General features: G+C 45.8%; 14 protein-coding genes, 2 tRNA genes and 1 pseudogene. 8 read left to right on the top strand and 9 right to left on the bottom strand.

From position 1 onward, the window contains the following. Positions 1-30: 30 nt before the first annotated feature. On the bottom strand, positions 31-222 hold the full coding sequence (gene rpsU / locus ACYQ0C_RS01190) for a 30S ribosomal protein S21 (protein WP_016275258.1): 192 nt from the start codon (positions 220-222) through the stop codon (positions 31-33). 168 nt (positions 223-390) lie between these two features. On the opposite strand from rpsU, the gene ACYQ0C_RS01185 reads away from it, so the two are divergent. The 3 genes from ACYQ0C_RS01185 to ACYQ0C_RS01175 are packed head-to-tail and all read left to right on the top strand — an operon-like array spanning position 391 to position 3,253. Then, positions 391-2,172: an aminopeptidase P family protein gene (locus ACYQ0C_RS01185; RefSeq protein ID WP_016275257.1), complete on the top strand. Its 1,782-nt coding sequence runs from the start codon at positions 391-393 to the stop codon at positions 2,170-2,172. Positions 2,173-2,181: 9 nt separating this feature from the next. Continuing rightward, the gene (locus ACYQ0C_RS01180) at positions 2,182-2,715 is read left to right on the top strand and encodes a gamma carbonic anhydrase family protein (RefSeq protein ID WP_016275256.1); all 534 of its coding nucleotides are present in this window, start codon (positions 2,182-2,184) and stop codon (positions 2,713-2,715) included. Positions 2,716-2,767: 52 nt separating this feature from the next. Beyond that, on the top strand, positions 2,768-3,253 hold the full coding sequence (locus ACYQ0C_RS01175; RefSeq protein ID WP_016275255.1) for an outer membrane protein: 486 nt from the start codon (positions 2,768-2,770) through the stop codon (positions 3,251-3,253). 742 nt (positions 3,254-3,995) lie between these two features. On the opposite strand, the pseudogene ACYQ0C_RS01170 reads toward ACYQ0C_RS01175, so the two are convergent. From ACYQ0C_RS01170 to ACYQ0C_RS01160, 3 genes and pseudogenes are all read right to left on the bottom strand, one after another. Further along, positions 3,996-4,744, bottom strand: a pseudogene (locus tag ACYQ0C_RS01170) (sensor histidine kinase); the annotation flags it as partial. 47 nt (positions 4,745-4,791) lie between these two features. Beyond that, entirely contained in the window at positions 4,792-6,486 is a 1,695-nt protein-coding gene (locus ACYQ0C_RS01165) for a S41 family peptidase (RefSeq protein WP_016275252.1), read from the bottom strand. 43 nt (positions 6,487-6,529) lie between these two features. Then, entirely contained in the window at positions 6,530-7,516 is a 987-nt protein-coding gene (locus ACYQ0C_RS01160) for an adenosine kinase (protein ID WP_025017978.1), read from the bottom strand. Between the two features lie 80 nt (positions 7,517-7,596). Here ACYQ0C_RS01160 and ACYQ0C_RS01155 point away from each other — a divergent pair. The 3 genes from ACYQ0C_RS01155 to ACYQ0C_RS01145 all read left to right on the top strand — a co-directional run bounded on the left by ACYQ0C_RS01155 (position 7,597) and on the right by ACYQ0C_RS01145 (position 9,284). Further along, positions 7,597-7,670 (top strand) — tRNA-Asn (locus ACYQ0C_RS01155). Between the two features lie 25 nt (positions 7,671-7,695). Beyond that, positions 7,696-7,769 (top strand) — tRNA-Asn (locus ACYQ0C_RS01150). 204 nt (positions 7,770-7,973) lie between these two features. Further along, positions 7,974-9,284, top strand: coding sequence for a S28 family serine protease (locus ACYQ0C_RS01145; RefSeq protein ID WP_016275250.1), 1,311 nt, complete (start codon positions 7,974-7,976; stop codon positions 9,282-9,284). 131 nt (positions 9,285-9,415) lie between these two features. Here ACYQ0C_RS01145 and ACYQ0C_RS01140 read toward each other — a convergent pair whose 3' ends face one another. The 5 genes from ACYQ0C_RS01140 to ACYQ0C_RS01120 all read right to left on the bottom strand — a co-directional run bounded on the left by ACYQ0C_RS01140 (position 9,416) and on the right by ACYQ0C_RS01120 (position 14,095). Continuing rightward, positions 9,416-10,948 carry an acyl-CoA carboxylase subunit beta gene (locus ACYQ0C_RS01140; protein ID WP_016275249.1) on the bottom strand — a complete coding sequence of 511 codons (1,533 nt, stop codon included), beginning with the start codon at positions 10,946-10,948 and terminating at the stop codon, positions 9,416-9,418. 2 nt (positions 10,949-10,950) lie between these two features. Beyond that, the gene (locus tag ACYQ0C_RS01135) at positions 10,951-11,466 is read right to left on the bottom strand and encodes an acyl-CoA carboxylase biotin carboxyl carrier protein subunit (RefSeq protein ID WP_016275248.1); all 516 of its coding nucleotides are present in this window, start codon (positions 11,464-11,466) and stop codon (positions 10,951-10,953) included. Between the two features lie 24 nt (positions 11,467-11,490). Continuing rightward, the gene (accC, locus tag ACYQ0C_RS01130; RefSeq protein ID WP_016275247.1) at positions 11,491-13,002 is read right to left on the bottom strand and encodes an acetyl-CoA carboxylase biotin carboxylase subunit; all 1,512 of its coding nucleotides are present in this window, start codon (positions 13,000-13,002) and stop codon (positions 11,491-11,493) included. A gap of 176 nt (positions 13,003-13,178) precedes the next feature. Beyond that, positions 13,179-13,535, bottom strand: a complete 357-nt coding sequence (locus ACYQ0C_RS01125; RefSeq protein ID WP_016275246.1) for a DUF488 domain-containing protein — start codon at positions 13,533-13,535, stop codon at positions 13,179-13,181. Positions 13,536-13,609: 74 nt separating this feature from the next. Then, positions 13,610-14,095, bottom strand: coding sequence for a GNAT family N-acetyltransferase (locus ACYQ0C_RS01120; RefSeq protein ID WP_016275245.1), 486 nt, complete (start codon positions 14,093-14,095; stop codon positions 13,610-13,612). Positions 14,096-14,201: 106 nt separating this feature from the next. Between ACYQ0C_RS01120 and ACYQ0C_RS01115 the strand changes: the two genes are divergently transcribed. Next, complete coding sequence (locus ACYQ0C_RS01115; RefSeq protein WP_016275244.1) at positions 14,202-14,633, top strand: GNAT family N-acetyltransferase; 432 nt, start codon at positions 14,202-14,204, stop codon at positions 14,631-14,633. 17 nt (positions 14,634-14,650) lie between these two features. Then, positions 14,651-15,172: a GNAT family N-acetyltransferase gene (locus ACYQ0C_RS01110; RefSeq protein WP_016275243.1), complete on the top strand. Its 522-nt coding sequence runs from the start codon at positions 14,651-14,653 to the stop codon at positions 15,170-15,172. The last annotated feature ends 4 nt before the right edge of the window (positions 15,173-15,176 follow it).

Here is a 15,176-nt window from a genome sequence, read left to right as displayed (position 1 = left end):
CAATTATTCAAAGAATGTGCGAGTTTTTAATTATTCTTCTACTTGCTGAAGCTTCTGCACATAGACTGCACGCTCTCTTTTCAGTCTGTTCAATACAGACGGCTTGTCGAACTGTTGTCTAGCTCTTAATTCTTTTACAACACCTGTTTTTTCAAATTTTCTTTTGAACTTCTTCAGCGCTTTTTCAATGTTTTCGCCTTCTTTTACTGGTACTACAATCATTGTTTTTAATTATTAAATATGTTGTTATTAAAATTTTCTGATAGTCAAATTGCGGCGCAAAATTACACATACTTTCTTTATTTACAAAACTTTCCGCAATTATTTATCTAAAATAATCCAGAAATCGTATCTTTGCTTTCCAGTACAAACCATTATAAACCAATTAAAATGAAATCGGAAATTACAAATAGAATAGCCGGACTACGCCATTTCATGCGTAAACACCAGCTTTCAGCTTTCATTATCCCCAGTACCGACCCGCACATGGGAGAATATGTTCCCGCACATTGGGAAGCGCGTAAATGGATATCAGGCTTCACCGGTTCGGCGGGCACAGCTGTCGTAACACTGGACAAGGCCGGGCTTTGGACAGATTCACGCTACTTTCTTCAAGCAGCCGAACAACTGGAAGGCACAGGCTTCGACTTATTCAAGGACCGGCTGCCGGACACCCCTTCTATTACAGACTGGCTAGGCAGCGTGTTGAAGGCAGGAGACAAAGTAGGAATAGACGGCTGGGTAAACAGTTATCAGGAAACCTGCGACTTACAGAAAGCGTTGGAAAAGAAACAGATCTGCCTGACTCTTGCTCCCGACCCATTTCAGGAGCTATGGACAGATCGCCCCGGACTACCCGGCGACCAGGTGTTTATACACGAATTAAAGTACGCCGGCATCAGCTGTGGAGATAAAATAGCCCAGATACAGGAGGCAGTCCACCGAAATGGTTGCACAGGCATACTGATTTCCGCATTGGACGAAGTCGCATGGACATTAAACCTGAGAGGAAGTGATGTACACTGCAATCCGGTATTTGTGAGTTACCTTCTCATTACCGACAATGGCTCTACCTTATATATAATAGAAAACAAATTATCCGAAGAAATCAAAGGTTATCTGGCAGAAAACGGAGTGGAGGTCAAGTCCTACCCGGCGGTAGAAGAAGATTTGAAAGCCTTCACCGGAAAACTCCAGGTATCAACCGGTGTCAATGCAGCCATCCATGCAGCGGCTTGCACTAATTCCGTTGTCGAGGTAGCCCCCTCTCCCGCACTCCTGTTGAAGGCGGTGAAGAACAAGACCGAGATCGAAGGCTTCCACCATGCCATGGAACGCGACGGAGTGGCCATGGTCAAGTTTCTCCGTTGGCTGAAAGCAGCCGTTCCCACCGGAAATGAGACCGAAATCAGCATCGACAGGAAATTATACGAATTCCGCGCCGAACAAGATTCTTTCAAAGGAATCAGTTTCGACACCATTGCCGGGTACAAGGACCACGGTGCCATCGTGCACTATGAAGCGACTCCCGAAACCGATGTCCCACTAAAAGCCGAAGGCATGTTACTGCTGGACAGTGGCGCACAATACCTGGATGGAACAACAGACATTACCCGCACCCTTGTTTTAGGAACACTTACCGAAGAAGAAAAAACGGATTACACCCTAGTCCTGAAAGGATTTATCCAGCTCTCGATGGCACAATTCCCACACGGTACTTGCGGCACCCAGCTGGATGCACTTGCCCGTCTCCCCATGTGGAAGGCCGGGATTAATTACCTGCACGGAACAGGACACGGCGTAGGTTGTTTCCTGAATGTGCACGAAGGGCCTCATCAGTTCCGCATGAATCACATGCCCGCCTTACTTGTTCCGGGCATGACCGTGACCAATGAGCCGGGCATTTACAAAGCCGGGCGTCATGGCATACGCACAGAAAACACGATGTTGATAGTCCCGGCACAGGAAACCGAATTTGGCACATACTATAAATTCGAGCCACTCACTCTCTGCCCCATCGACAAAGAAGCCATTCTTACAACCCTGCTGAGTGACGAGGAACTGGAATGGTTCAACCACTATCACGAAAAAGTTTATAACCGATTAAGCCCGAAATTGAACAATGAGGAGCGCGAGTGGTTAAAAGAAGTAACATCCCCCTTAAAACGCTAGAAATAAATTATGGCACTCATAAAATCAGTAAGAGGATTCACTCCGGAAATCGGCGAGAACTGTTATTTAGCCGACAATGCCACTATTATAGGCGATGTTGTCATCGGAAAAGATTGCAGCATCTGGTTCAATGCCGTATTGCGCGGTGATGTAAATTCCATCCGTATAGGCGACCGCGTAAACATTCAGGACGGCAGCGTACTGCACACGTTGTACCAAAAGTCCGTTGTGGAGATTGGAAATGACGTCTCTGTGGGACACAATGTAACCATACACGGAGCTACCATAAAAGATGGCGCCCTGATCGGGATGGGATCTACCGTACTGGATCATGCCGTTGTGGGCGAGGGAGCCATTGTAGCCGCCGGTGCCTTGGTATTAAGCAATACCATTATCGAACCGGGAAGTCTTTGGGCCGGTGTTCCGGCCAAGTTCATCAAAAAGATACCTGAAGCACAAAGCAAAGAGCTGAACCAAAAGATAGCCAACGGATATCTGATGTATGCTTCCTGGTTTAAAGAAGAAGGAGAAGAACAAAAATAGTTCTATCTATCGAAAATAAAGAAACGCTAGTATTAACTAAAAAGGATTGATTATGAAAAAGTTCATTATTGCAGCCAGCCTGATATTTCTAGGATTAGGTTCCGCTTTTGCTCAGCAAGGGAAACAGGCAGTGGGCGGTAGCTTAAGCTACGGAACTGAAACAGAAAGTGTGGGTATTGGTGCCAAATACCAATACAATATTACCAATGAGATACGCATTGAGCCTTCAATGGATTATTTTTTCAAGCACAACGGGTTGAGCATGTTCGACATTAATGCCAATGTCCATTACTTGGTTCCAATAGCAAGCAATGTGAAAATTTATCCATTAGCCGGATTTACATTTACCAGCTGGCATCAAGATTTAGGTATAGGGGCAGGCTTTGGGGCCAGCACCAGCAAATTCGGTGTCAACCTGGGGGCAGGTATGGAATTTGCTTTAGATAGAAACTGGAGCATGAACTTCGAAATGAAATACCAATTGATCAGTGATCTGGATCAGGCAGTATTCAATCTGGGCGTAGCCTATAGTTTCTAAATCATAACCCAAGAAGGATAAAGCACTCTTTAGAGATACCTTTATCCTTCTTTCTACCGAAAAGGCTAACCAGCCTTATACATTCATGTGTGCCGGTGTCAATGACTCCTGCACACATGATTTCCAATCCAGTGATCATTATCCGTTCATGAACCTGTAGGGATGCTGTAATTACCTTCATTTTGTATGCCTCAACGATAAAAACCGATTGTTTCTTTCCTCCTTTCAGCTACCACTGAAACGCCCTATTCATAGGCGTTCCGGCTATAAAGGGACATCCTGTCATTGTCTTTTCAGCCTCCTTTCAGCACGAGTCAACCGATTTCAGTGAAAGGAGACAAGCCATACGGCTGAAACGGGAGTGTGGGGAAGTGGTTTCAGTTTTTAGTGGCTGACTGTCTGTGTGTATGACATAAGATGAAAGGATGAGGGAAAAAGGGGGATATTGACTTAGCGAGGGGGGAATGCGATGAACAAGCTAGGTTTGTACACTGAATGGACTAGGTCTGTGCGCGGAACAGACTAGGCTTGTTCACTGAACAGGCTAGGTCTGTTCACGAAACATGCTGGCGTGTTTAAAAAACGTATAGTTGTTTTCTTAAAAGATGAAGATGTTTTCTTAAAAGATGAAGACGTATTTTAAACACCATGTCGGCGTATTTTATTCAACAATAAACTTTAGTTAGTAACGTGTAAGCCTGCACGTATGCATGCATCGAGCCACACGTACGCAAGCATCGCCCTACACATACGTATGTATTGCACCCTGCTCCAGTGGATTTTGTAGCAAATTCCATTGAAATCCACGGTAGGATACCAGAGTCTCACCCGGCAGAGAAAGAGAGAACTCGCTATACTCTCCTTCAATACTTTCCACATTCACTTTTCCACCATGTGCCTCGGCCACGCGGAAAACATAGTTCAATCCAAAACCCGGTGCACCTCCCTTACGGCTGCGATCGGCTGCCGAAGCACATTCATACTTCTCGAATATACGGCTTTGATCTTTCAGAGGGATACCCATACCGTTATCCCTTACCTCTATTAAATAGGATTTATCAGCCTGGTATGAGGATGAAATTTGTATATCCGCCTCTTCACCCGAATATTTTATAGACTTGTCTATCAGGTTACTGAGGGTTTCTTGCAGAAATTCCTCATCAGCATACACCCACTCCGACTCCAGCCGGAGGGAAAAAATGTACCGGTTTCTCCGCTTTGGCAGTATATTTCCCGATAAGGTCTTCCAGCATGGGACGAAGTTGTACTTCCTCCTTCACAAGCCTCAGCTGATAGTTTTCCAATTTTGAAAGAGTCAGCACTTTGTTTGTCAACGACAACAGATACTCACTTTCATCCTGCAATATCTGAAAATGCTTCTCGCGCTTGTCCGGATAGGGATCCAGCCTACCTGATCTGAGCATTTCCCCCCATCAAAATACAAGCCAGCGGAGTTTTCATTGTATGAATAATGGCGTATGAGAAATCTTCATGATACAATCAGGGGCAGACCAATGAAAGGTCCGCCCCTGATTGTATCATTTCGTTACGGAAAGTATCTTGTTGTATTCCGGTTGGTCATTCAATGTCTCAATAGCCTTTTTCAAGTCGGGATCATCTTTCAGACGTTGTAACACCGAACCACGCTGGAAATAATAGCGTTTGATTACCTCCTGGGCAATGGCATCTTTTATTTCTTTCGAGAATCGATCCAACTCATGATCCAGATTATGCGTCAGTTTCGTCTCCAAGGCGGCAAACTCATCTTTCGCTCCATCCATATAGCCCTCAAACTCTGCAATTTCTTTCAAGTTCTTCAGCATCTTCTCACTCTGTCGGTCATAAGTAAACTTACGTTTATGCAACATCTTCTTAAAGTCGGCATAGTCGGCATCCGTTACTGTGAAGTCTTTTACTTCCCCTATCTGAGGATGCTTGATACAATACTGGGTAGCATAATCGAAAATCAGATCATCATTGAGCAGATAGAACAAGATGTTCGGGAACTTTTCAGCTTTCACCTCCACATCAGGCCGGATACCGCCACCATCACGTACTTCACGTCCGGCTGCCGTATGGAATACATGGGTCAGACTATCCGGAGTGCGGGCTACCGAACCGTCAGCATTACGTTTAGCATAATCAATGGCCTGAATGCATCGTCCGCTGGGAATATAATATTTTGCGGTAGTAACTTTCATGCTGCTGTTATAAGGCAATTCACGGGGAACCTGTACCAAGCCTTTACCGTATGTACGGCTTCCCACGATAATGGCACGGTCAAGATCCTGCAAGGAACCCGAGACAATTTCGGACGCCGAAGCTGTAGCACCGTCCACTAACACGGCCAGCGGAATTTCCGTATCTACCGGTTCGTTCATCGTCTTGTAAGTAGTTCCGGCTTGTTTAATCTTGCCTTTTGTCACCACAATCTCCTTTCCTTTCGGCACAAAGAAATTCACTACGTTCACCGCTTCTCCCAGCAAGCCGCCGCCATTGCCCCGCAAATCGAGAACAATAGATTCAGCACCTTGCTGTTTCAATTCTATCAATGCCTTCTTTATTTCTTTTGAACAATTCTCTATAGCAAAAGTGCTGATAACGATATACCCCACATTATTGCCCGCCATCCCATAATAAGGCACAGGATTCGTGCGAATGGTAGAACGGGTTATTTTAAACTCCATGGGTACATAGGTACTATCCGAAGTAGGTCTCTCAACTTTCAGGACACAAGTTGTTCCCGGCTCACCACGCAGATTATCACTGACGTATGAAGTCAGCTCATTGGGGATTCTGTCTCCCTGCGCCATATCTTTTCCATTTATCTCCATGATGATATCACCGGCCTTCAATCCTATTCCAGCAGCAGGGCTTCCCTCGGACGGTTCAATAATAGCCACACGCTTGCGGGGGGTATAATATCGGATCACCGAACCGATCCCGCCAAACTTTCCACTAGTCATTTCCTTCAACGTATTATCTTCTTCCGGATAATATTCCGTGTAAGGATCAGTCTGCGCCAACATAGCGTCAATACCATATTTTATCACTTTTTCAGGATCAATCGTATCGACATAGAACATATCCAACTCCTTGAATATCGCATTAAAGATATCCAAGTTTTTTGCTATCCGGAAATTACGGTCATCACCCTTATTAAAACTAAACAAAGCGCCACCAGCCAAGGCCACGCAAATCACTAACAATATTTTCTTACTATTCCACTTCATCACTTTACGTATTTGTGAACCACAAATTAATACATTATTCTATTCAAGCCTGTAGAAGGGCCTCGATATTTAACTTTATTTCGTCCCATTTTTTCTTTGATAAGGTTGTACCCACCACTTGTATCACACTGGATGCTAAGATAGAGCCTATAATGGAACATTTCTCTAAAGAATAGCCACAAGTCAGTCCATACAGGAAGCCGGCCGCATAATAATCTCCAGCGCCAGTGGTATCCACTACCTTTTTTACCGGAGGCACCTCCAGTTTGATACATTCCGTACCTTTCTTTATACATGAGCCTTGGGCACCCAGTTTTACTATCACGACACTGCATTTAGAAGCGATTTCATTGATAGCCCCCCAGGCATCCTTGCCTGTATAAGCCTTCGCCTCTTCCTCATTAGCAAAAACCACATCCACGTATTTAGTAATCAAAATATCGAAGAATTCCAGGTCTCCCTCCACAATATTATAACTGGCCATATCCAAGCAGATCTGCAATCCGGCTTCTTTGCCTAATTGCATAGCACGAAGAATCAATTCATGATCCTGCACCAAGTATCCTTCTATATATAGGTATGCATATCCTTTAAACATATCCAATGTCAGATTTTCGGCTTTCATGGTGGCGGCAGCTCCTAAATAAGTGCCAAAAGTGCGTTCCCCATCCGGTGAGATGAAAGTGGAAGCCACTCCTGTAGGCAAATCACCGGCAAGTAATTTCATGTCAATTCCCTGCTTCAAACCATTTTTTTTAAAATATTGCCCGAAATCATCTTTTCCCGTCTTTCCGATAAATCCCGGATGTGCCCCCAGGTTAGCCAATGCCAAAATAGTGTTTCCCGCACTCCCTCCTGTGGCTTTATGCGTTTTCATTTCAGAGAATTTTCCACTGATTTTCAAGAATTTATCTTCATTTATAAGTTGCATACTTCCTTTAGGCAAACCCATCTCATCCAATAGCGAATCATCTTGCAAAGTAACAAGAACGTCAACCAATGCATTGCCCATTCCAATTATTTTATCCATTTATCTAAAATTTTTCTGCAAAGATATTGCATATTTCGGAAAAACCTATTATCTTTGCACCGCATTTGAGAGAAAAACCTTCTTCGTTAGCTCAGTCGGTTAGAGCATCTGACTGTTAATCAGAGGGTCCTTGGTTCAAGTCCAAGACGAAGAGCACTTTTAAAGTCAAATGCAAATATTCTTCGTTAGCTCAGTCGGTTAGAGCATCTGACTGTTAATCAGAGGGTCCTTGGTTCAAGTCCAAGACGAAGAGCAAAAAGGTTCGCAAATTGCGGGCCTTTTTTCTTATGTGAAAAGAGGTGGGCAGGGCGGATACGCTGGCCGACCAGACATTAAAGCTGCTTCCTTATTGAATGTTGTTAATTTAAGGCCCTATAAGCATATCAGAACAAAACTTTGTGAAATCGAACAAATATGCTATTTTTGTTGCCAATTAGTTATTAAACATTTATAAACGATGAAACACACGCATTCTTTTATGTTATGGGCAATACTGGCCGTCTTGCTGCCCTTACAAATGGTCCGGGCTGCAGATGCACCCACCGAGTTACAAAAAAGACTTCAAAGCCTTCCGGGCGTCAGTGATTTAAAGCCGTTGCAAAGTGATGCCTATCCGGAAAAATATGTATTTTTCATTAATCAACTATTAGATCCGCATCGCCCCGAAGCAGGAAGTTTCAAACAAAGGGTCATTCTCTCGCATGTAGGTTTTGACCGACCCACCGTACTGGTTACCGAAGGCTATGCCGCCCATTATGCCACCCATCCGCGCTATCAGGAAGAGTTATCTAAATTATTCAACGCCAATCTGGTGTTCGTAGAATACCGTTACTTCGGCGAATCCATGCCGGAACCCTGTAACTGGGATTATCTCACGGTAGAGAACTCACTGTATGATTTGCATCATATAACCACTACCCTAAAGCAACTATACGATCAAAAATGGATAGCTACGGGAATCAGCAAAGGCGGACAGACTACGATGTTCTATCGCACTTACTTTCCCGATGATGTGGACATCTCCGTACCTTACGTAGCCCCCCTCAACAAATCATTGGAGGACGGCCGTCATGAACCGTTCATCGCCAATAAAGTTTCAACTCCCGAAAACCGTAAACGGGTTGAAAACTTCCAGTTGGAAGTGCTGAAACGAAAAAGCCGGCTGCTCCCGATGTTCGAGAAATATTGCTCGGATAAAGGATATACCTTCCGTGTTCCTATAGCCGAAGTGTACGACTTCAATGTATTGGAATACTCATTCGCCCTATGGCAATGGGGAACTCCTGTAAATAAGATTCCGGAAACAGATGCCGATGACCACACGTTATTCAAGCATTTCATGGCTATTTGTGAACCGGATTATTTCTCCGAACAATCTCCCTACCCTTCCTTTAATGTGCAAGCGGCCAAAGAACTGGGGTATTACGGATATGACATCAAACCTTTCAAAAAGTATCTGACGATAAAGAGCAGCCGTGACTATCTTCACAAGGTCATGTTACCGCCCGAACTGTCCAATCTCAAATTTGACAAGACCCTATATAATAAGGTGGTAACATTCCTGAAAGAGAATGATCCCGAAATGATCTATATTTATGGCGGCGATGACCCTTGGACAGCTTCGGGTGTCACTTGGCTGAAGAACAAGAAAAACATAAAAGTTTATGTGTTACCCGGCGGCAGCCATACCACCCGTATCGGCAGCTTTGACGCTGACACACAAGGAGAAATCAAGACACAGATCCATGCATGGCTGAATAAAGAATAACAAAGAAGCGAAATAAAGGACTTCCTCACCACAGGCTACACAGATTTTCACTGATTATTTCCATCGAGACCCCTTGTTTTATAGTGGGCCAGTGTCAATCTGAGTAATCTGTGGTGAGGTATTGATTTTTATCACAAAGGCATATTGCCATGTTTCTTAGGCGGATTGCTCTGGTTTTTGTTGTGACACATTTCCAAAGCTTGAACAAGTTTGTAACGAGTGTCACGGGGCATAATCACTTCATCAATCAGACCACGTTCCGCCGCACGATAAGGATTGGAGAATTTATCCTCGTATTCCTTGATAATCTCAGCTTTCTCTTCCGGAGCAGACTTGCGGTAAAGGATGTTCACTGCCCCTTCCGCACCCATGACGGCTATTTCCGCCTGTGGGTAAGCCAAGTTCACATCGGCTCCCGTCGGCTTGCTGGACATAACAATGTAAGCACCTCCATAAGCTTTACGAGTAATTAAAGTAACCTTGGGTACTGTAGCTTCGGCGTATGCATAGACAATCTTCGCACCATGGCGGATAATGCCGTTGTGCTCCTGTACCGTTCCGGGCAAGAAGCCGGGAACATCCTCGAAAGTGATCAGCGGAATGTTGAAACAGTCACAGAAACGGATGAAACGGGCAGCCTTGTCACTGGCGTCAATGTCAAGAACACCGGCCAGCCAGGCGGGCTGATTGGCGACAATACCTACGGAACGACCTCCCAGGCGACCGAATCCCACCACCACATTTTTAGCAAAGTGAGGCATCACCTCGAAGAAATACTGGTTGTCCAGCACCGGTTCGATGATATCCTTTATATCATAAGGCATGTTCGGATCTTCGGGAATGACAGTCTGCAACGCCTCCACCTGACGATGGATGTCATCGGTACAGGCAACAAGCGGGGCATCCTCCATATTATTGGAAGGCAGGAAACTCAGCAATTCGCGGATGCTCATCAACGTCTCCTCCTCGTTATCGCACATAAAATGAGTCACACCGCTTTTGCCGCTGTGAGTCTGGGCGCCTCCCAGTTCTTCCTTGCCCACCTCTTCGTTGGTCACGGTCTTCACCACATCCGGTCCGGTGATGAACATGTGGCTCTGCTCTTTCACCATAAAAATGAAATCGGTCAGTGCGGGAGAATAGCAGGCACCTCCGGCGCAAGGACCCAGAATGGCGGAAATCTGGGGGATAACTCCTGATGCGATGGTGTTCTGATAAAAGATGGAGGCATATCCGGCGAGGCTGTTCACCCCTTCCTGGATACGTGCGCCGCCCGAGTCGTTCAAAGCGATAACGGGAGCTCCCGTCTTCAACGCCAGTTGCTGGACTTTTACAATCTTGGCCGCATTGGTCTCGCTCAGCGAACCGCCGTGCGCGGTGAAATCGTATGCATAGACAAAAACCGGACGGCCGTCTATCTTTCCATAACCGGTGACCATGCCGTCTCCGGCAATCTGCTTCTTCTCCATGCCGAAGTTGGTGCAACGGTGGTTCACCAACTTGTCCAGCTCATTGAACGTACCTTTGTCCAGCAACATCCCGATGCGCTCGCGGGCGGTCATTTTCCCTTGGGCATGTTGTTTCTCGATCTTGTCCACACCGCCGCCCAGCGACGCGCGTTTGTCCAGTTCCTCAAACCGGTTGTATATTTCTTCTCTTGTCATGATCAGTCTTCTTTTATAATATCCAATACAATTAACACCTGGTTGGCATTGACGGAATCCCCCTCATTGACCAGGATATCCCTTACCGTGCAGTCCGAGGTCACTTTGTAGTTGCTCTGCATCTTCATGGCCTCCAGCACCACCACAATATCTCCGGCTGACAGACGGTCCCCTTTCCGGACGGGAATTTTCACAACCTTTCCGGGCATGGGAGCCACAATCTTGTCATCCTGTCTCTCCTCGCCGCCCTTTTTCATACGCAGATACTTGGTCTGGGTGTCCACTATGTCCACATGATAGGAACGGTAGAACATATTCACATCATAACTCTTCCCACCCTCCCCGCGGATCAGTTCGGCATTAAAGGAATTGCCGTCATGCAGGATAGAGCAGCTTCCGTTCTCAGCCATGACGATATCCACGTCATACGGCTTCCCGTCAATCATAAATTGTACTTTGTTACCCTCTTTGCTCACCAATGTCACATCGGCTACGCGGTCTCCAATATGTATTTCCATACTTTTGCTTAATTAAATGAAGAATCAGATTCTCAATACTCCTTTCTGCAGGCCGAACTCACGCCAGCGGCTGATGGGACGGGCATCGGAAAGCTGAGGACTCTTATTCTCTTCCAGATTCATCAGATAGTCAATATAAGAGGCGATCATGGCCATATTCTCAATCTCCTCATTGTTGCCGTTGCCACGGAGCAGCATACGCGAGTTCTTCTCGATAAACAAGGTATTATACTCACCCTTCACAAAGTCGGGAGTATGCATGATACGTTTCAAGTAACTGAGATTGGTCTTCAGCCCCGTAATCTTATACTCGTAGAGCACACGGCGCATACGCTCTATGGCATACTGGCGGGTTGTGGCCCACACGATCAGCTTGCCTATCATCGGGTCGTAGAAAACTGGGATCTCATACCCTTCGTACACGTAGCTGTCAATGCGCACACCAATACCGTTAGGCTCCGTCAGCTGCTTGATGATACCCGGTGAAGGCATGAAGTTGTTCTCCGTGTCTTCCGCACAGATACGACATTCGATAGCATGACCGCGCTGATACAGCTCTTCCTGCTTCAAATGCAGCACTTCATCATTGGCAATGCGGATCTGCTCTTTCACCAAGTCTACACCTACCACTTCTTCGGTGATGGGATGCTCCACCTGAAGACGGGTATTCATCTCCAGAAAATAGAAATTGCGGTTCTTGTCCACCAGAAATTCGATAGTCCCGGCTCCCGAATAGTTCACCGCCCTAGCGGCAGCCACCGCCTTTTCCCCCATCTCCTGACGGAGCTCCGGAGTAAGGAACGGAGACGGACTCTCCTCCACAATCTTCTGATTGCGGCGCTGCACAGAGCACTCGCGGTCGAACAGATGAATCACATTGCCGTGATTGTCACCCAGAATCTGGAATTCTATATGATGGGGTTCTTCTACAAATTTCTCCAGATAGACCGTATCATCTCCGAAAGAAGACATAGACTCGGAACGAGCGGTGTTGTATGCCTCCACCACTTCATCTTCACTGTGTATCAGCCTCATCCCTTTACCACCACCTCCCATAGATGCCTTCAGCATGACGGGATAGCCTATCTCATTACAGATACGTACCGCCTCTTCAGCGCTCTGCAACGGCTGTTCCGTACCGGGCACCACAGGCACACCAGCGGCAATCATGCGCTTACGGGCGGCAATCTTGTCACCCATCGCCTCCATCGTCTCAGCGGCAGGACCGATAAAGATGATCCCCTCCTCCTTGCAACGGCGGGCAAAATCGGCATTCTCGGACAAGAAACCATAACCGGGGTGTATGGCATCGGCATGATGCTGTCTGGCAGCTTTAATGATAGTATCTATATTCAGATAACTTTCCTTGGAAGCGGCAGGACCTATCAGGCAGGCTTCATCTGCATACATCACATGACGCGCCGTACGGTCGGCTTCCGAGAAGACCGCCACCGTGCGGATGCCCATTTCTTTACAAGAGCGCATAACGCGCACGGCTATCTCGCCACGGTTGGCAATTAGAACCTTTTGTATCATAATCTTTCTCTTTTTACCCGAAATGTCACACAAAATTACGGGTGCGTTCATTATACATAAACGCGCCTTACATGGGTGACATCTCTCATTAGTATTGATTATTTAACGAAAGCCCCCTGATTTTTAGAAGTGGGGGCCATAATTGGTTGCAAAGATACTTGTTTTTTGCACAAAAACTACAAATGTGTGTCTAAATAATGTTTCAAAACTCTGGCATGATTTCGCTCCGGCTCTCTCGATGCGTAAAGTAATGTTACCTTCGAATAAGCTTTCATCTTATCAATGAACGCTTTAGCCGCATCCGATTCTTCCAATTCCTTTTGATACATATCCGCAAAGGCCCCCCATCTTTTTTCCACATCCGCATGAAACCATTTTCTTAAATCATTGGACGGAGTCACTTCTTTTGCCCAATAATCGTATTTCAAATATTCCCGTTTCATGCCACGAGGCCACAAACGGTCTACCAAGACACGACAGCCGTCTTGTTCGGAAGGTTCATCATAAACCCTCTTGATGTTTACTTGAGTCATAGCTGGTTATTTTTAATTCAGGTACAAGCTTATAACTCCATACATCCCTAAAAAGTTCATTCCAGACAGCGGTTTCAGGATAACAGCAACTCGTAATCCACCACATCCAGCCACCGCCCGAATTTCAGTCCCACCTTCTCGAAACGTGAGACTCTTTTAAATCCCAGCCGCAAATGCAAAGCGTCACTAGCAGCATTGCCCTCCGTAATACAGGCTATCAGCGCATGGTATCCATCCCTACGGCATTCCTCTATTAATCTTTCCATCAATTCCCGGCCTATGCCCTTTCCCTCATATCCGGAAGCCAGATAAACCGTTGTTTCCAACGTATGACTGTAAGCAGCCCTCTCCTTCCACAGATGGGCATAACAATACCCCACAACTTTTCCCTCTTCCTCATACACAAAATAAGGAAAGCGCACGGCAATTCCGGCAATACGGTTGCGCATGTCCTCCTCTCTCAAAGGTTCTGTCTCAAATGTAGCCACACTGTATTCGATGTATTCATTGTATATCGTCGTGATGGCTTTGGCGTCCTGAAGTTCCACTCGTCTGATCATAATGGCATATCTCTATTATTAAAACGTAAGCAAGATATAAAAAAATAATCAGTTATCCGGAGAATAATCACTATATTTACAGCCGGTTCTAATTTCAGCTATAAAAATGACAGAAATACTAGAAGTAAAAGACTTTATTCCGGAGTACACCGATGCAGTGCAGAGACTGCTGGAACAGCTCACAAGTCGTCCGGTGAAACTGACCGGGACGGCTCTCAGAGAAATCATATTCCAAGAGAACACCCACCTGTTCTTCCTGCTGGCAGATCAGAAAATTGCGGGAATGCTGACCGTAGGTATCTATTACAGCCCCACAGGCGGTAAGGCATGGATTGAAGATGTGGTAGTAGACGAAAAATACCGGGGACAAGGATTCAGCAAACAACTGGTCACACACGCTGTCCGGTTTGTGAAGGAACAAGGCATACCTCTTATCATGCTTACTTCAAACCCCACACGGACTGCCGCCAACAAACTGTATCAAAAATCAGGCTTTGAACAAAAACAGACCAATGTGTACAAAATGAATTTAGAATAACCCATTCCTATTTCAATATGATAACAATCAGACATTCATCACCCGAAGATTTAGATGCAATTATGGAAATATTCTGCTATGCCCGCCGGTTCATGAAAGAGCATGGCAACCCCAACCAGTGGATAAACGGTTATCCTTCCACCGAGTTGATTCTGCAAGAAATAACCAACGGCACCAACTATGTTTGCGAAAATGAAAACGGAGAAATTATAGGGACTTTCTGTTTTATTCCCGGAGAAGACCCCACGTATGCCCGCATTGATGACGGCAACTGGCTGAACCACGAACCATACCACGTTATTCACCGCATGGCCACCAGTGGCCAACAGAAGGGAATAGCCGACGCCTGCTTCAAGTGGTGCTTCGAACATTGCGATAATATCCGAGTGGACACCCACCATGACAACCTTGTGATGCAGAACATCCTGAAGAAGTACGGTTTCCGGCGTTGCGGCATCATTTATACCCACAACGGCACATCACGCATCGCATACCAGCGGACATTAACCGAAAAAGAGCTATCTTTGCCGACCGAATAAACAA

This window comes from Phocaeicola sartorii JCM 17136 = DSM 21941, from assembly GCF_054653615.1.
This window is presented reverse-complemented; position numbering and strand designations above follow the sequence as displayed.